Annotated in this window: 19 protein-coding genes and 1 tRNA gene; 4 read left to right on the top strand and 16 right to left on the bottom strand. The window is 71.3% G+C overall.

Translation table 11 applies throughout. The annotated features are described in order from the left end of the window. Positions 1-43: 43 nt before the first annotated feature. The gene (locus ACZ7DY_RS22655) at positions 44-2,542 is read right to left on the bottom strand and encodes an MFS transporter (protein ID WP_471137857.1); all 2,499 of its coding nucleotides are present in this window, start codon (positions 2,540-2,542) and stop codon (positions 44-46) included. Between the two features lie 97 nt (positions 2,543-2,639). Then, a complete protein-coding gene (locus ACZ7DY_RS22650) occupies positions 2,640-3,167 on the bottom strand; it encodes a MarR family winged helix-turn-helix transcriptional regulator (protein WP_471137856.1) in 528 nt (175 codons plus the stop codon). A gap of 174 nt (positions 3,168-3,341) precedes the next feature. On the opposite strand from ACZ7DY_RS22650, the gene ACZ7DY_RS22645 reads away from it, so the two are divergent. Further along, the gene (locus tag ACZ7DY_RS22645) at positions 3,342-3,563 is read left to right on the top strand and encodes a hypothetical protein (protein WP_471137854.1); all 222 of its coding nucleotides are present in this window, start codon (positions 3,342-3,344) and stop codon (positions 3,561-3,563) included. A 194-nt stretch (positions 3,564-3,757) separates the two neighbouring features. Here ACZ7DY_RS22645 and ACZ7DY_RS22640 read toward each other — a convergent pair whose 3' ends face one another. From ACZ7DY_RS22640 to ACZ7DY_RS22600, 9 genes are all read right to left on the bottom strand, one after another. Further along, entirely contained in the window at positions 3,758-4,579 is an 822-nt protein-coding gene (locus tag ACZ7DY_RS22640; RefSeq protein ID WP_471137853.1) for a hypothetical protein, read from the bottom strand. A 112-nt stretch (positions 4,580-4,691) separates the two neighbouring features. Beyond that, entirely contained in the window at positions 4,692-5,555 is an 864-nt protein-coding gene (locus ACZ7DY_RS22635) for an RNA polymerase sigma factor SigF (protein WP_471137851.1), read from the bottom strand. 244 nt (positions 5,556-5,799) lie between these two features. Continuing rightward, positions 5,800-6,654: an RNA polymerase sigma factor SigF gene (locus ACZ7DY_RS22630; protein ID WP_471137850.1), complete on the bottom strand. Its 855-nt coding sequence runs from the start codon at positions 6,652-6,654 to the stop codon at positions 5,800-5,802. A gap of 245 nt (positions 6,655-6,899) precedes the next feature. After that, a complete protein-coding gene (locus ACZ7DY_RS22625) occupies positions 6,900-7,193 on the bottom strand; it encodes a Dabb family protein (RefSeq protein WP_471137849.1) in 294 nt (97 codons plus the stop codon). A gap of 46 nt (positions 7,194-7,239) precedes the next feature. Next, positions 7,240-7,419 carry a hypothetical protein gene (locus ACZ7DY_RS22620; protein ID WP_471137847.1) on the bottom strand — a complete coding sequence of 60 codons (180 nt, stop codon included), beginning with the start codon at positions 7,417-7,419 and terminating at the stop codon, positions 7,240-7,242. Positions 7,420-7,852: 433 nt separating this feature from the next. Beyond that, positions 7,853-7,940: transfer RNA gene (locus ACZ7DY_RS22615), tRNA-Ser, on the bottom strand. 60 nt (positions 7,941-8,000) lie between these two features. Continuing rightward, the gene (tadA, locus tag ACZ7DY_RS22610; RefSeq protein WP_471138687.1) at positions 8,001-8,432 is read right to left on the bottom strand and encodes a tRNA adenosine(34) deaminase TadA; all 432 of its coding nucleotides are present in this window, start codon (positions 8,430-8,432) and stop codon (positions 8,001-8,003) included. 117 nt (positions 8,433-8,549) lie between these two features. Beyond that, a complete protein-coding gene (locus ACZ7DY_RS22605; RefSeq protein WP_471137846.1) occupies positions 8,550-9,122 on the bottom strand; it encodes a tRNA adenosine deaminase-associated protein in 573 nt (190 codons plus the stop codon). 251 nt (positions 9,123-9,373) lie between these two features. After that, complete coding sequence (locus ACZ7DY_RS22600; RefSeq protein ID WP_471137845.1) at positions 9,374-9,544, bottom strand: hypothetical protein; 171 nt, start codon at positions 9,542-9,544, stop codon at positions 9,374-9,376. A 100-nt stretch (positions 9,545-9,644) separates the two neighbouring features. Here ACZ7DY_RS22600 and upp point away from each other — a divergent pair, with 100 nt between their 5' ends. Then, the gene (upp, locus tag ACZ7DY_RS22595; protein ID WP_362375107.1) at positions 9,645-10,280 is read left to right on the top strand and encodes a uracil phosphoribosyltransferase; all 636 of its coding nucleotides are present in this window, start codon (positions 9,645-9,647) and stop codon (positions 10,278-10,280) included. Between the two features lie 44 nt (positions 10,281-10,324). Here upp and ACZ7DY_RS22590 read toward each other — a convergent pair whose 3' ends face one another. Both ACZ7DY_RS22590 and ACZ7DY_RS22585 read right to left on the bottom strand, forming a co-directional pair. Beyond that, positions 10,325-11,035, bottom strand: a complete 711-nt coding sequence (locus ACZ7DY_RS22590) for a LytR C-terminal domain-containing protein (protein WP_471137844.1) — start codon at positions 11,033-11,035, stop codon at positions 10,325-10,327. Positions 11,036-11,180: 145 nt separating this feature from the next. Continuing rightward, entirely contained in the window at positions 11,181-11,477 is a 297-nt protein-coding gene (locus tag ACZ7DY_RS22585) for a type II toxin-antitoxin system VapB family antitoxin (RefSeq protein ID WP_003955420.1), read from the bottom strand. 210 nt (positions 11,478-11,687) lie between these two features. On the opposite strand from ACZ7DY_RS22585, the gene ACZ7DY_RS22580 reads away from it, so the two are divergent. After that, positions 11,688-13,235 carry a helicase HerA-like domain-containing protein gene (locus ACZ7DY_RS22580; RefSeq protein ID WP_471138686.1) on the top strand — a complete coding sequence of 516 codons (1,548 nt, stop codon included), beginning with the start codon at positions 11,688-11,690 and terminating at the stop codon, positions 13,233-13,235. A 62-nt stretch (positions 13,236-13,297) separates the two neighbouring features. Here ACZ7DY_RS22580 and ACZ7DY_RS22575 read toward each other — a convergent pair whose 3' ends face one another. The 3 genes from ACZ7DY_RS22575 to ACZ7DY_RS22565 all read right to left on the bottom strand — a co-directional run bounded on the left by ACZ7DY_RS22575 (position 13,298) and on the right by ACZ7DY_RS22565 (position 14,634). Then, positions 13,298-13,543, bottom strand: coding sequence for a hypothetical protein (locus ACZ7DY_RS22575; protein WP_471137842.1), 246 nt, complete (start codon positions 13,541-13,543; stop codon positions 13,298-13,300). Between the two features lie 59 nt (positions 13,544-13,602). Further along, a complete protein-coding gene (locus tag ACZ7DY_RS22570) occupies positions 13,603-13,944 on the bottom strand; it encodes a hypothetical protein (protein ID WP_471137841.1) in 342 nt (113 codons plus the stop codon). Between the two features lie 96 nt (positions 13,945-14,040). Next, complete coding sequence (locus ACZ7DY_RS22565; protein ID WP_471137840.1) at positions 14,041-14,634, bottom strand: HhH-GPD-type base excision DNA repair protein; 594 nt, start codon at positions 14,632-14,634, stop codon at positions 14,041-14,043. A gap of 206 nt (positions 14,635-14,840) precedes the next feature. Between ACZ7DY_RS22565 and ACZ7DY_RS22560 the strand changes: the two genes are divergently transcribed. Continuing rightward, complete coding sequence (locus ACZ7DY_RS22560) at positions 14,841-16,442, top strand: ABC-F family ATP-binding cassette domain-containing protein (protein WP_471137838.1); 1,602 nt, start codon at positions 14,841-14,843, stop codon at positions 16,440-16,442. The last annotated feature ends 126 nt before the right edge of the window (positions 16,443-16,568 follow it).

Raw genomic sequence — 16,568 nt, 5'->3', positions numbered from 1 at the left:
AGGCCGCGCTTCCGCTCGGAGCGCGGCCACGGGCCGGGGTCGGTCACTCGCCCGGGTGGGCGAGTTCGATGTCGTGGCCGTCGACGCCGCTGCCGGACACCGTCAGCCCCGTGGCCACCGGCGGGTACCCGGTCGCGATGACCGTGTACTCCCCGCTGTCCAGGTCGGTGAAGGCGTACGCGCCGTCCGACCCGGTGGTCGCGGTGGCGACCACGTTGCCCGCGGCGTCCACGAGCGTGACGCGGGCGTCGTTCAGCGCCGCGCCGCCCGCCCGCACGGTGCCGAGCACCTGCGCGCCGGAGCTGAGCTCGACCTCGACCCGGGTGACCCCGGCGCCGCCGACCTCGACGGGCAGGGCCATCGGCCGGTGACCGGCGGCGTTCACCGCGATGGTGACGGTGCCGGGGACCAGCTCGGCGAAGGTGAACTCGCCCTGCTCACCGGAGAGTCCGGTGGCGAGGACGTCACCGCGCACGTCGGTCACGATGACCATCGCACCGCTGACGGGCAGCTTGCTGTCGGCGTCGCGCACGAGCCCGCTCAGCCCGCTGGTGCCGCTGAGGAGGATGTCGTACGAGAGCGCGTCCTCGCCCACGACCACGGTCGAGGCCTGCGGCTGGAACCCGTCGGCGGAGGCGATGAGCACGTACGACCCGGCGCCCGGGGCGTCGACGGTGTAGGCGCCGTCGCCCTGCGCGACCGCGCGGCCGAGCTGCCGTCCCCCGAGGGAGATCAGCGTGACGGCGGCCTGCGGGACGGGCGCGCTCTCGGCGCCGCGGACGAAGCCGCGCACCGGGATGCCGCCGGTGACCGGGGGAAGGTCCCCGGACCCGCCCGCTCCGGCCTCCGTGGCGGAGGCCACGGCGGCGAGCCGCTGCGTGCCCTCGGGCCCCTCGGCCCCGGCGTCGGTGTGCGAGGCGACGGAGGCGAGCACGGGCTGCTCGGCGGTGGCCGCGGGAGCGGCGGAAGCCGTGGCGTCGGCAGGGGCGTCGGCCCCAGCCGCGCCGTCCGTGGTCGCCGAGGCGGCCTGGGCGATGCCGCCCGACGTCCGCAGCGGCACCTCCTTGATGAACAGCGTGATCAGGAAGGCGATCAGCGCCAGCGGGGCGGCGATCAGGAAGACATCGGCGATGCCGTGCCCGTACGCGCTCTCCATGACCGTGCGGAACGGCTCCGGGATCTTGTCCAGGTCCGGGATGCCACCGCCACCCGTGCCGCCGTGGCCGAACTGCGCCGCGGCCTTCGGGCCGAGATCGGCGATGCCGTCCTTGACGTAGTCGGTGATCCGCGTGGACATGATCGCGCCGAGCGCCGAGACACCGATCGCACCGCCCAGGGAGCGGAAGAAGGTGACGGTGGAGCTGGCGGAGCCGAGGTCCTCGGGGGCGACCTGGTTCTGCGTGCAGAGCACCAGGTTCTGCATCATCATGCCGATGCCGAGACCCATCAGGGCCATGAAGATCGCGATGTGCCAGTACTCGGTGTCGTACCGGATGGTGCCGAGCAGGCCGAGGCCCGCCGTCACCAGGACGCCACCGCTGACCAGCCACGCCTTCCACTTGCCCGTCTTGGTGATGACCTGGCCGGAGACGGTCGACGAGATGAACAGGCCGCCGATCATCGGGATCGTCATGACGCCGGACATCGTCGGGGACTTGCCGCGGGCCAGCTGGAAGTACTGGCTGAAGTAGACCGTGCCCGCGAACATCGCGACACCCACGAAGAGCGAGGCGAGCGAGGCGAGGGTGATGGTCCGGTTGCGGAAGAGCCGCAGCGGGATGATCGGCTCCTTGGCCTTCGTCTCGACGAGCACGAAGAGCAGGCCGAGGACGATCGAGCCGCCGACCATGGCGGCCGTCTGCCACGACATCCAGTCGTACTTGTCGCCGGCGAAGGTGACCCAGACGAGCAGCAGGCAGACCGCGGCGCTGATGAAGAACGCGCCGCCCCAGTCGACCTTCACGTCGCGCTTGACGACGGGCAGCTTCAGGGTCTTCTGCAGGACGATCAGCGCGATGATCGCGAAGGGCACGCCGACGTAGAAGCACCAGCGCCAGCCGAGCCACGAGGTGTCGGTGATGACACCGCCGAGGAGCGGACCGCCGACGGTGGCGACGGCGAAGGTGGCGCCGAGGTAACCGGAGTACCGTCCGCGCTCGCGCGGGGAGATCATCGCGGCCATGACGATCTGCGCGAGGGCGGAGAGTCCGCCCACGCCGATGCCCTGCACAACGCGGCAGGCGATCAGCATCCCTGCGCTCTGCGAGAGACCGGCGACGACCGAGCCGCCGACGTAGATGATCAGGGCTATCTGGACCAGGGCCTTCTTGCTGAAGAGGTCCGAGAGCTTGCCCCACAGGGGGGTCGTCGCGGTCATCGCGAGCAGCGACGCGGTGACCACCCAGGTGTAGGCGGACTGGCCGCCGCCGAGGTCGCCGATGATCTCCGGCAGCGCGTTGGAGACGATCGTCGACGACAGGATCGCCACGAACATGCCGAGCAGCAGCCCGGACAGCGCTTCCATGATCTGCCGGTGCGTCATCGGAGCGTTCTCACCGGAGTGGCCGTGAGGGGCTCCGTGCTTGGCATGGCTGCCCCGCACACCGGCTGGTGTGGTTGTTGCCATGGATTTCCTTTTCTTACGCGGGTGTACGGGTGGTCTGCGACGTGGTCCGCACGTCGTGGGGGGAAGGGGACTGGGCCGCGTGCGGCCCCGCCGTGGGGCGGGCCGAAGCCGCGCGGCAGTCCCCGAAGCTGTCGCGCAGGCGCGCGAGCAGCGTGCTGAGCTGGACGACCTCTTCGTCGCTCCAGTCGTGCAAGTAGTGGGTGAGCGTCCGGATGGAGAGCTCGGAGAGCTCGTCGACCTTGGCCTTGCCCTCGGGCGTGAGCCGCAGGATCCGGGAGCGCTTGTCCGCGGGGTCGGGATCGCGGACGATCCACTCCCTCTCCGCGACATGGGCGACGTGGCGGCTGGTCACCGACGTGTCGACGGCGAGCAGCTCCGCGAGCCTGCTCATCCGCATCGCGCCGTGCCGGTCGAGCAGGATGAGTACGGCGGCGGATCCGGCGGGGCAGTCGTGCGGCAGACCGCGTCCGAGGCCACGCTTCACGGCACCGATGGCGCTGAGCTGTCGGGCCAGTTCCTCGTACTGACGCTGCGCGGCCACGGCACCTCCTCTTTTTTGTTGCTTAGGGCAACGATAGAAGCAGTTGGTTGCCGCAGGCAAACTAAAAGTGGGGCACCGGACTAAAGAGTCGGCAAAGCTCTGGGACCTGGCGCGTAAAGTCCCTGGCCAGAGGGGGTTGGGCCCGGAGCGCTGGATTCGCTAGGGTCCTGCTTCATGGCACACAACCCCCAGGGCAACCAGGGCCACCAGGCCCCGCAGGGCAACCCCGACCCGGCCGGCAGCACGCAGATGTTCCGCGCCTTCGTCGACGAGGCCCCGCAGGGCCGTCAGCAGCAGGCGGCGGCTTCCTCCTCCGGCCCGCGCGTGGGCCTGATCATCGGCGTCATCCTCGCGGTGGCGATCGTGGCCGGCGTGGCCTGGCTGGCGCTGGCCTAGCGGCGCTTGCGGGTGCGGGTGCGGGTGCCGTTGCGTCTGCGGGCGCGTCGTGGTTGCTCGCGCAGTTCCCCGCGCCCCTGAGGCCACCCGGCGCATCGAGCCCCGAAGGGGCGAGCGGTCAGGGGCGCGGGGAACTGCGCGACCAGCCACGACGCGCCCGCAGACGAATCAACACCCGACGTCGGCCGCAGGCCCTAGTCCCACTTAACCGACACGTCCCGCGTCTCCACATGCATGCCCAGCGGCACCCGCCACGCGTCCACGCACACCGGCCAGGTCTTCGTCTTCCTCTCTCCGGCCCCGATCGGCGCGGGCAGCGGCACCGTCGACTCGACCGTGGCCCAGTCCACGCCGAGCGCGCCGATGATGTGCGTACCGAAGGTGACCGTCCCCGAACGCACGGGCGTACCACCGGTGTTGCGGAAGGTGACCGTCACTTTCTCGCACCAGCGCTTGTCGGCGGGTGCCCGCTCCGGGTCGCCGACACTGAGCGCGGCGGGCCCGCTCGGAGGCTCCGGCCTCGGGTTCGGGCCGGGCCCGGGGCCTGGGCCCCGGCCTGGGCCTGGGCCGCGATCGTCCGTGCCGCCGGGCGTGCTCGTGCCCGGGTCCGGGGTGGATGAGCCTCCGGAACCGGAACGGCCGTCCGTACCACGGGAGTTCGTGCCGCCGCCCCGCGAGGCCGCGCCTCCGGCGCCGGATGCCGCGTCCGCACCGCCGGGCCCGTCGGCCGCCCTGCCCTCCGCGCCGTCCTGGCCCGTGTGGTCTTCGGCCGTGCCGGGGGCGTCCGGGTCCGCGCCCGCGGCCGTTCGATCGCTGTCGCCGCCCCGGTCCAGCGGGACCAGCCGGACGTCGCCGGTGGGCCCCACGGCCTTGCCCGCCGCCCGCTCGGGCCCCGCGCCGGCCGCGCCGGTCGCCACATAACCGTCGCCGCTCTCCCCGCCGCATGCGGCGAGGAGTCCGCCGAGACACACCACGGCGGCACCCGCACCGAGCACGTTCCGCACACCACGTCGCATCGCGCCAGTGTGGCTGACGGCCCGTCAATTAGGAACCCCGTCAGCAACACCGGCCACGCGCGGGCAAGTTGGCGACGGGGCGTCAGCCGCTCCCGTACGGAAGCGGGGTCCGTCAGTCCGAGATGAGGCCGTCGCGCAGCTGCGCGAGCGTGCGCGTGAGGAGCCGGGAGACGTGCATCTGCGAGATGCCGACCTCCTCGCCGATCTGCGACTGCGTCATGTTGGCGAAGAAGCGCAGCATGATGATGCGGCGCTCGCGCGGCGGCAGCTTGGCGAGCAGCGGCTTGAGGGACTCGCGGTACTCCACGCCTTCCAGGGCCGTGTCCTCGTACCCGAGGCGGTCCGCGAGGGAGCCCTCGCCGCCGTCGTCCTCGGGGGTCGGGGAGTCGAGCGAGGAGGCGGTGTAGGCATTGCCGACGGCGAGGCCGTCGACCACGTCCTCCTCCGATACGCCGAGCGCCGCGGCGAGTTCGGGGACGGTCGGCGAGCGGTCGAGCCGCTGGGCCAGCTCGTCACTGGTCTTCGTGAGCGCGAGGCGCAGCTCCTGGAGGCGGCGCGGCACGCGCACCGACCAACTGGTGTCCCGGAAGAAGCGCTTGATCTCGCCGACGACCGTCGGCATCGCGAACGTCGGGAATTCCACGCCGCGTTCGCAGTCGAAACGGTCGATCGCCTTGATCAGGCCGATCGTGCCGACCTGGACGATGTCCTCCATCGGTTCGTTGCGACTGCGGAAGCGGGCCGCCGCGTACCGCACGAGCGGGAGGTTGAGTTCGATGAGCGTGTCGCGCACATAGGCGCGCTCCGGGCTGTCCTGGTCGAGCGCGGCGAGCCGCAGGAAGAGGGAGCGGGACAGGGTCCGGGTGTCGATGGCTTCCGAGGCTGTTGAGCTGTGAAGCGCGTCGGGCGCGGATTCGCTCGGGCTCTTGGTGAGCGTGAGCGTGAGCACCTTCGAGCTGCCCTGGTCTGCGGACATGCCACCCCCTTGAGGTCGCGGACGGTCGCGGCGGGCGCTCCCGTCGGAGGAACGCAGCCTCCACCTGAATACCGGAGGTGGGGCTACGGCAAACGCGGTTCCAGCAGAATGTCACATGTCGGCAACACGCTGTAGTTACTTGTCGACAAACAAGGGTGACATCCGTGCAGGAAAGAGGGGGTCTGAGGCTTTTCAGCAAAGAGTGCCGTCGGCAACAGCCGCGCCGGCACTCCACTCGATACGGTTACGCCTCGATCCGATTTGCGGACCGGAGGCGTGCGAAGCTCCGGGCCAGCAACCGCGAGACGTGCATCTGCGATACGCCGAGTTCGGCGCTGATCTGTGACTGCGTCAGATTGCTGTAGTAGCGCAGGAGCAGGATCCGCTGCTCGCGCTCGGGCAGCTGGACCAGGAGGTGGCGCACGAGGTCGCGGTGTTCGACGCCGTCGAGCGCGGGGTCCTCGTAGCCGAGCCGGTCGAGCAGGCCGGGCAGCCCGTCGCCCTCCTGGGCCGCCTCCAGCGAGGTCGCGTGGTACGAGCGGCCGGCCTCGATGCAGGCGAGCACCTCGTCCTCGGTGATGCGCAGCCGCTCGGCGATCTCCGAGGTGGTCGGCGAGCGCCCGAAGGCGGTGGTGAGGTCCTCGGTCGCCCCGGTGACCTGCACCCACAGCTCGTGCAGCCGGCGCGGTACGTGGACGGTGCGGACGTTGTCGCGGAAGTACCGCTTGATCTCGCCGACGACGGTCGGCATCGCGAAGGTCGGGAACTGCACGCCGCGCTCCGGGTCGAACCGGTCGATGGCGTTGATGAGTCCGATGGTGCCGACCTGGACGACGTCCTCCATCGGCTCGTTGCGGCTGCGGAACCGCGCGGCGGCGTACCGCACGAGCGGCAGGTTGGCCTCGATGAGCGCCCCGCGCACCCGGCCGTGTTCGGGGGTGCCCGGCTCCAGCTCCTTGAGCTGGCCGAAGAGCACCTGGGTGAGGGCCCGGGTGTCGGCGCCTCGCGTGCTCCCGGTTCCCGGTGAGGGCTTGGCGAGCGGGGGCGCCTCGGGCGCGGCCTTCGCGGGTGGAGCTTCGGGCGCAGTACTGGCCGGCACGGGCAACGCCACCCCTTCTCAGACAGGCACGGTCAAGCTCGGTCGACCTCGGTCAACTCATCCGTCAAAAGCGGTCATAGCATCACAAGACATGTGCACTGTGTGCAAGCACCCGATAACTACGTGTTGACGGGCAAGTTGGGCCCGGAGACGCGGAACGGCCCCGCACCGTCGTGGTGCGGGGCCGTCCGAAAGGCTCGTCGCGGGGTCCGGGGGCGGGCCCGGGAGCGGCGGGGGCGAAGGGGTCAGAACTCGTAGTCCGCGATCACCCACGTGGCGAACTCGCGCCACAGCGCGACGCCCGCCTGGTGGGCCGGGTGCTCGAGGTACCGCTTCAGCGCATCGGTGTCCTCGACCGCCGAGTTGATGGCGAAGTCGTACGCGATGGGGCGGTCGGTGATGTTCCAGTCGCACTCCCAGAACGTCAGCTCCGGGATCTGCCCGCCGAGGGCGCGGAAGGCCTTGACGCCCTCGACCACGCGCGGCTCGTCGCGCCGCACGCCGTCGTTGAGCTTGAAGAGGACCAGATGGCGGATCACGGGCACTCCTTGGAGAGGGGCGGGGCCTGACGGCCGCGGCGGCCGCTCAGTCCTTGCCTCCGTTGGCGACCCACGTCATGAAGTCGCCGATGCTCTGAGCGGCGCTCGAAATTCCCTCGAACCCTATCTGCACGTAGTCGGCGGCTTTGGCGGGGTCGGTGATGATCACGTAGAGCACGAAGACGACCACCGCGAAGAGGCCGACCTTCTTCCACTGCACTGCCACGATCCTGGCCTCCCCTTGCCCGCGCCCCGTGTGACCCCTGTGACGGCGGTGAGTCTAACCCGGACCGTACTGACGGGGCTTTTAAGGACCAACGGCCCGGCAGCAGAGGTCCTTTGCCTGCGCGGGTGAGGTGGCACGGGGCGCAGGATTGGTGATGTGCCCAGCGGATCTGGCAGGAATCCACGGGCAAGGGACCGACCCCACTGCGGGGTCCGCGCCGTCTGCTTCCCCCCTGACGGCGGCGCTGACTTGAGGGTTCGGTCCTCGTCGGGGGGAGCGGTTTGTCCCCCCGATGCCGCTTCCCCCGTCCTTGCGGAAGAGAGCCCCGGTGCCCCGAGACGGCACCGGGGCTCTCCGCGTTCCCGCCTCCGCTCACCTGACCGTACGTACGACGAAGGGCCCGTCCGACTGGACGGGCCCCTCGTGTGAAGAGCGGTAGCGGTGGGATTTGAACCCACGGAAGGGGGTTACCCTTCACTCGCTTTCGAGGCGAGCTCCTTCGGCCGCTCGGACACGCTACCGAGAGGAACTCTAGCCCAAAGTGGCCCGTGTTCTGAAATCCGTTTGGGCGGCCCCCGGCATCAGCGCTTCCGGAAGAAGTCCGTCAGCTGTCCGGCGCACTCCTCGGCGAGGACTCCGGGGATGACCTCGGGGCGGTGGTTGAGCCTTCTGTCGCGTACGACGTCCCAGAGGGAGCCCGCGGCTCCGGCCTTCTCGTCGAGCGCTCCGTAGACGACCCGGTCCACGCGGGACTGCACGAGCGCCCCGGCGCACATCGTGCAGGGCTCCAGCGTCACGACGAGCGTGCAGCCGGTCAGCCGCCACTCGCCGAGCGCGGCGGCGGCCCTGCGCAGGGCGAGCACCTCCGCGTGGGCGGTCGGGTCGCCGGCCGCCTCGCGTTCGTTGTGGCCCGTGGCGAGCACCGTCGTGCCGTCCGGGGACAGCACGACGGCGCCGACGGGGACGTCACCGCCCTCGGCGGCCAGCTCGGCCTCGGCCAGAGCGAGCCGCATGGGCGCCCGCCAGCGGTCGCGCACGGGATCGGGTACGGCGTCGGATACGGGATCGGGTGTGGTGTCGGATACAGGGTCGCTGTGGGTCAGGTCGGTCGGGTCGGTCACACGGGGAACCTAACGGACGGTTTCGAGCACCTCCGCCGCCCCGAGGATGTCGGCGATCTCGTTGAGCGCCTCGCCGCTCCGCAGACCGAGCAGATTCTTCTCGGGCACACCGAGGTCGGCGAGGATCTCCGTGTCGCCCAGCGGCCCGGCCGGCGCGCCGGAGGTGCCGGGGGCGTCGTCCGTGTCGGGGCCGGCGCCGGACTCCTCCGGTTCGCCGTCCTCCGTACCGTCGAGGTCGAGGGCTTCCAGGTCGTCCGCCCCTTCGTCGTCCGGGTCGCGGCCCAGCATCTCGTCGGTGAGCAGGATCTCCCCGTACGAGCTGCGGGCGGCCGCGGCGGCGTCCGACACGTAGATACGGGGATCCTCCTCACCGTCCACGCGGACGACGCCGAACCACGCGTCTTCCTGTTCGATGAAGACGAGCACTGTGTCGTCGTCGTAGTCAGCCGTGGCTTCACGGGCCAGGTCGGCCAGATCCGCCAGGGTCTCCACATCGTCGAGCTCCGTGTCGCTCGCTTCCCACCCGTCTTCGGTGCGCGCGAGCAGTGCGGCGAAGTACACCGTGACTCTCCCACTGGTCATAGGCAGTGCCGGTTGGCGGTTTTGGGGTCCCCCCGGCGAGGTCGGGGAGCGGGGAGTGCTGTACGAAGCCCCGCCCATTCGGAATCGTGGCAGAAACGGCGCCGTCAGGAGAGGTCTTCCGCCCGCTGTGTTCCGCGTCGTGTTTTTCCCGGGCTCGCGCGGGCGGCTCGCGCGGGGGGCTTTCACGACCCGTGCGGCCCGGTACGAGGCCCCTACGGGCCCGCCGCGGGGCCGTCTGCCGCGGGCCGCGGCTACCAGCGGAACGTGCGCATGCGCATCTGCTGCCGCATGCGTGCCGCCCGGGCCCGGCGCGGTTTCACGCGGTCGCGGAGCTCGATGGCCTCGGTGCGTTCGCGCAGGAACTGGGCGCGCCGCCTGCGACGCTCGGTGTCCGTCTCGTCTTCCGGTTTGCTCTCCGCCATGGGCCACACCACCTCAGTCCGTACGTCCCCACCTTCCCTCGGACGGCGGTATTGATGCCAGCGAGAGGCGAGGGGGCCGGGCCCGGTTACTGTTGATGTCATGCGGATCCACGTCGTCGACCACCCGCTGGTGGCGCACAAACTCACCACGCTGCGCGACAAGCGCACCGACTCCCCGACCTTCCGGCGCCTCGCCGACGAGCTGGTCACCCTGCTCGCGTACGAGGCCACCCGGGACGTGCGCACCGAGCAGGTCGACATCGACACCCCGGTCTCGCGGACCACGGGCGTCAAGCTCTCCCACCCGCGGCCCCTGGTCGTGCCGATCCTGCGCGCCGGCCTCGGCATGCTCGACGGCATGGTGCGGCTGCTGCCGACCGCCGAGGTGGGCTTCCTCGGCATGGTGCGCAACGAAGAGACCCTCCAGGCCTCGACGTACGCGACGCGCATGCCGGACGACCTCTCCGGCCGTCAGGTGTACGTCCTCGACCCGATGCTCGCCACGGGCGGCACGCTCGTCGCGGCGATCCAGGAGCTCATCAAGCGCGGCGCGGACGACGTGACCGCCGTGGTGCTGCTCGCCGCCCCCGAGGGCGTGGAGATCATGGAGCGCGAGCTGGCGGGGACGCCGGTGACGGTCGTGACGGCCTCGGTCGACGAGCGGCTCAACGAGCAGGGGTACATCGTGCCGGGCCTCGGGGACGCGGGAGACCGGATGTACGGCGCGGCGGAGTAGGAGTAGTACTTCGGGGACAGCGGCCCTGGATCAGCGATCCGGGGTCAGCAGTTCTTCTTGCCGGATGTCGAGGACGTCGACTCGGGCTTGGCCAGCGCGGCCAGGGCCTTGTCGGCGTCTTCTTTCTTGGCCAGGCTCTTGAACCGGGTGCCGATGATCAGGTCGACCTCGCCGCCCTTGCGGCCGTCGGCCTTGAGTTCGGCGTCCGCGAGCTGGGTCCGGAGGACGGGGAGGGCGGTCTCGGCGGCCGCCTTGGCGCCGAGCAGCATGCCGGTGCCCTTCACCTTCTTGTCGTACGCCTTCGATGCGTTGCCGACCTTGCCGATGGTGAAGCCGCGCTTCTTGAGCTCGTCGGCGGTGTTCTTGGCGAGGCCGCCGCGGGGCGTGGCGTTGAAGACGTTGACGGTGATCTGGCGCGGCTTCGGCAGCGGCTTGGCCTTCGAGGTGTCGGAGGCGTCGGACGCGTTTGCGGCGGTGGAGCGGGAGCCTGCTCCGGAGGCGTCGGTGCCGGTGCCGGAGGCCGTTCCGCGGTCGCAGTTCTTCCGGGTCGCCGGGCCCGCCGCCGTCGCCTTGTGCCCGCCCGTGAAGACGTCGATGAGCTGCAGAGTGCCCCAGCCGATCAGGCCTGCGACCGCGACGGACGCGATGACCGCAAGGACGATCCTGCGGCGCCCGTCGGGGCGGCGCATCCGTGGGTATTTGTCCCCCGTGATGCGGTATTCGCCGCCCATGCCGGGGGGAGTGAGCATGCTCATGGGCGCAGCGTAGTGCGGCCGGGCGGCGATGCCTACTAAATGATCATTACTCGGGGTGCAGTCCAACCCGAAAGGGCCAATGCCCGTCCGGACGCGGGCCCGCGGAACAGGGCGCGGAGGCGGGACGCGGCCTCTCGGCCCGGTTTCAGCCCAGTTCGAGCACGCGCGCGTGGAGCACCTGGCGCTGCTGGAGCGCGGCGCGGACCGCGCGGTGCAGGCCGTCCTCCAGATAGAGGTCGCCCTGCCACTTCACGACGTGCGCGAAGAGGTCGCCGTAGAACGTGGAGTCCTCGGCGAGCAGGGTCTCGAGGTCGAGCTGGCCCTTGGTCGTCACGAGCTGATCGAGGCGGACCGGACGCGGTGCGACGTCCGCCCACTGCCGGGTGCTTTCCCGGCCGTGGTCGGGGTACGGCCGGCCGTTTCCGATGCGCTTGAAGATCACACGGAAAGCCTACCGGTCAAGGCTCTCCGGGCGCAGCCATGGCGACGGAGTGCGAGTCTGGGAAATGACGCCGTAAAGCGGGGCAAACCGGAAACGCACCAGCCGGGAACAGGGGCCGTAGTGAGCGAAAGCCAGCCGATTCCGTCCACGCCGGGCCCCGCGAACCGCCCGAACGAGTCCGCGCCGGGCGTCGGGGTGACGGGCGGCGAGGTGCCGCAGGAGGGTGCGGGAGGCGTGCTGCCGCAGGAGGCCGCGGAGATCGCCGCCGGATACTCCTTCGCCGGGCCCGCCCTCGACCTGGGCGCGCTGCTCTGGGACGGGCGGTGCCTCCCCGACGCGCAGATCCGCATCCCGCTGCCCATGCTCAACCGGCACGGCCTCGTCGCCGGCGCCACCGGCACGGGCAAGACCAAGACGTTGCAGCTCATCGCCGAACAACTGGCCGCGCACGGCGTCCCCGTCTTCCTCGCGGACATCAAGGGGGACGTCTCGGGGATCTCCGCCCCCGGAGAAGCGGGCGGCAAGGTCGCCGAGCGGGCCGGGGACGTGGGACAGGAGTGGGAGGCGACCGCGTTCCCGAGCGAGTTCTACGCGCTCGGGGGCATCGGGACCGGGACTCCGGTACGGGCCACGATCACCAGCTTCGGGCCCGTACTGCTCTCGAAGGTGCTGCAGCTCAACCAGACCCAGGAACAGTCGCTCGGCCTGATCTTCCACTACGCCGACCAGAAGGGCCTCGAACTGGTCGACCTGAAGGACCTGCGGGCCGTAGTCACCTTCCTGACCTCGGACGAGGGCAGGCCGGAGCTGAAGGGCATCGGCGGGCTCTCGTCCGTGACGGCCGGGGTCATCCTGCGGGCGCTCACCGCGTTCGAGGCGCAGGGCATGGCGGACTTCTTCGGGGAGCCGGAGTTCGACACGAGCGAGTTCCTGCGGCTCGCGCCGGACGGGCGGGGGCTCGTGTCGGTCCTGGAGCTGGCCGACGTACAGGACAAGCCGCAGCTCTTCTCGACCTTCCTGATGTGGCTGCTCGCGGACCTCTACAACGACCTGCCCGAGGTGGGCGACGTGGAGAAGCCGAAGCTGGTGTTCTTCTTCGACGAGGCGCATCTGCTCTTCAACGGGGCGTCGAAGGCTTTCCTCCAGGCGATCACGCAGACCGTGCGGCTCATCCGGTCGAAGGGGGTCGGCATCTTCTTCGTGACGCAGACGCCCAAGGACGTACCGGCGGACGTACTGGCGCAGCTCGGCAACCGCGTCCAGCACGCGCTGCGGGCGTTCACGCCCGACGACCAGAAGGCGCTGAAGGCGACGGTGCGGACCTTCCCCGACTCGCCGTACGACCTGGCGGAGGTGCTCACCCGGCTCGGCACCGGCGAAGCCGTGATCACCGTACTCAGCGAGAAGGGCGCGCCGACACCGGTCGCGGCGACGCGGCTGCGGGCGCCCGAGTCGCTGATGGCCCCCGTGGAGAAGGGCGCGCTGGAGGCGGCGGTGCGGTCGTCGGTCCTGTACGCGCGGTACGCGGACGCGGTCGACCGGGAGTCCGCGTACGAGAAGCTGACCGCTCAGGAGGCGGAGAGGGCGGAGAGGGCGGAGAAGGCGGAGAAGGCGGCGCGGGAACCGAAGGGTGGCGGTTCTGTGGTGGAGCAGGTGGTGGGGAGCGGGATGTTCAAGTCCCTGCTGCGGTCGATGGGGACGCAGATCGGGCGGGAGATCTCGCGATCGGTGTTCGGGACGGCCCGGCGGCGGCGCTGAGGCGGGCGGTGTGCCTTGCCTGACGCCGGTGCCGGGCCGTCCGGTGGGTGTGGGGGTGGGTGTCAGGCGTCGTTCTCGTCGTCCGGCCGGCGCTTTTCGTGCTCGCCGGGGTGCTCGGGACGAGGGTCGCTCTCGGAGGGGGCGGTGCGTACGGGATCAGTGCGTACGGGGTCAGCGTGTACCGCGTCGCCGCGTACCGGGTCGCTGCGTACCGCTTCTGCGCGGAGGAGCGCTTGCAGGGCCGCGTAGGGGTCCATGGGCATGACGGTGTCCTTGATCTGCGCTGTTGCCTTGTCGGGAGAGGGCATGGAGTGCCGGTCTCTCCCTCTCAGCAGCTGAGAGGGCATGGAGTGCCGGTCTCTCCCTCTCAGCAGCGCAGGACCACGGAGCGGGGGGTCGGGACGCGGGGGTGGTGGAGCGGGGCCGGGTGCGGGGCGGATGAGGTGCGGCGGGGGGCTGCGGGGGCCGGGGCGGAGGCGCGGGGGCCGGGCAGGCGCGTGGCGTGACCGGTCGGGAGGCGGAGCGCCGTCTCCGAGATGTCCTGCGGGGCTTCGTTGCCGCTGTTCTCCGTGGAGGCCACGGCGGGCGGGGGCGGGCTCGCCTGGGCGGTGGGGGCTGCGGCGAGGGTCGCGAGGAGCAGTACGAGAAGGGTGAGCAGCGCCCGGGGCCACGCGAGGTGGCGTCGACGGGGTGGGGGCGGGGCGCTCATGGAGGGCATGTCCCCGGGTGGACGGACACTTGATCACGCAGAGCGGAGATACGCCCACATGGGCTAGGGCTAGAGCTACTGGACCTAGAGCTAGAGCTACGACCGGGTGGCCGTCGACTTCTTCGCCGCCGCCTTGAGTTCCTGCTTGTGGGCCCGCACCTTCTTGAGGGACTCCGGCCCCGTGATGTCCGCGACCGACCGGTACGCCTTGTCGGCGCCGTAGTCCCCGGCCGCCTCGCGCCACCCCTCGGGCCGCACGCCGAGCTGCTTGCCGAGGAGGGCCAGGAAGATCTGGGCCTTCTGCTTGCCGAAGCCGGGGAGGTCGTTGAGGCGCTTGAGGAGTTCGGCCCCGCTGGACGCGTCCCGCCAGAGGCCCGTGGGGTCACCGTCGTAGTGCTCCACGAGGTACTGGCAGAGCTGCTGGATCCGCTTGGCCATCGAACCCGGGTAGCGGTGCACCGCCGGTTTCGTGGAGAGGATCGCCGCGAAGGCCTCGGGGTCGTACGCCGCGATCTCGTGCGCGTCGAGATCGTCGGCCCCCAGGCGCGTGGCGATCGTGTGCGGGCCCGCGAACGCCCACTCCATGGGGACCTGCTGGTCGAGCAGCATGCCGACGAGCGCGGCCAGCGGACTGCGGCCGAGGAGTTCGTCGGCCGCCGGCTCCTGCGCGAGGTGAAGGGTCACGTCCATGCGTCGATGATCCCCCGCACCGGCTCCCGTCGCAGGCGGGAGGCGGTGCGGGGAGGGCGAAGGGGGCGGGGTCGGGGACGAAATCCCCGTGCGTCCCGACCCCACCCCCCGTATCCTGGCCGTATGTCGACGCCCCGCATCTCCTAGCCAGGACACACGCCTCCACGTCACCCGTGTGTCCATTCGCTATTGCGGAGCGTTACCCAATGATCACCGTCCGAGGTGTCGACGTGCGCGTCGGTGCCCGCCTTCTGCTGTCCGACAGCTCCTTCCACATCGCCCCCGGCGACCGCATCGGCCTGGTCGGGCGCAACGGCGCCGGCAAGAGCACGCTGATGAAGATCCTCGCCGGGCAGGCCGTCCCCGCCGCCGGCACCGTCACCCGTACCGGCTCCGTCGGCCACCTCGCCCAGGACCCGGGCGCCGCCGACCCCGCCACCACCGTCACCGACCGCATCCTGTCCGCCCGCGGCCTGGACGAGGCGGTCGCCGCGCTGCGCACCGCCGAGGCCGCCATGGCGGGGGCCACGGGTCCGGCCGCGCAGGAGCGGGCGATGGCCGCGTACGCCCGTGCGGACGACCGCTTCCAGGCGCGCGGCGGGTACGCCGCCGAGGCCGAGGCCGCCCGTGTCGCCGCCGGACTCGGGCTGCCCGAGCGCACCCTGCACCGTCCCGTCGGCGACCTGTCGGGCGGTCAGCGGCGCCGCGTCGAGCTGGCCCGGATCCTGTTCTCGGGCCACGAGACCCTGCTCCTCGACGAGCCGACCAACCACCTCGACGCCGACTCGGTGGGCTGGCTGCGCGGATACCTGGCGGGGTACGCGGGCGGACTCGTCCTCATCAGCCACGACACCGGGCTCCTCGCCGACGTCGTCAACCGCGTCTTCCACCTCGATCCGCGGCGCGCGGCCGTCGACGTCCACAACACCGGCTGGCACACCTACCTCGCGCAGCGTGCGGCGGACGAGCGGCGGCGTACCCGCGAACGCGCCAACGCCGAGCGGAAGGCCGCGTCGCTGCGCGCCCAGGCCGACAAGATGCGCTCGCACGTCGCCACGGCCACCGCGGCGAAGAACATGGACCGGCGTGCCCAGCGGCTCCTCGCGGACGCGGAACCGGTGCGGCGCGGCGAGAAGGTCGCGCGCATCCGGCTGCCCGAACCCGCCCCGTGCGGCCGGATGCCGCTCGGCGCGATCAGCCTCACCAAGGCGTACGGGTCCCACCGCGTCCTCACCGGTGTCGACCTGGCCGTCGACCGCGGGAGCCGGCTCGTCGTCCTCGGCCTGAACGGCGCAGGCAAGACGACGCTGCTGCGGCTGCTCGCCGGGCGTGAACGTCCCGACGCGGGGCGGGTGGTGGCGGGGCCCGGCCTGCGGCTCGGGTACTTCGCGCAGGAGCACGACACCCTGGACGGCACGAAGACGGTACGGGAGAACCTCGCGGCGGCGGCCCCGCAGCTCACCGACGGCGAGGTGCGGGGGGTGCTGGGATCGTTCCTGTTCGGCGGGGACGACGCGGACAAGCCGGCCGCCGTCCTCTCCGGCGGCGAGAAGACGCGGCTCGCGCTGGCCGGCCTCGTCCACTCCGGCGCGAACGTCCTGCTGCTCGACGAGCCCACCAACAACCTCGATCCGGCCTCCAGGGACGAGGTACTGGGAGCCGTGGGCGCGTACCCCGGCGCCATGGTGATGGTCACGCACGACGAGGGCGCCATCGACGCACTGCGCCCGGACCGGGTACTACTGCTCCCGGACGGCTCCGAGGACCTGTGGAACACGGACTACCGCGAACTGGTCGGCCTCTCCTGAGGGAGGCGGCGCGGGGAGGGGGGCGGCTTGTCGCCGGGGCTCGGCCTTCGCCGGGCGGGCCCCGGCGATGAGGGCGACGCCACAGGACGAAGACTCCGGTGCGCCGGATGCGTAGGAGGAGCCGTC

The sequence above is a fragment of the Streptomyces sp. NPDC037013 genome, from assembly GCF_055607265.1.
The sequence above is the reverse complement of the archived record's forward strand: the minus strand, read 5'-3'. Positions and strand labels throughout refer to the sequence as shown.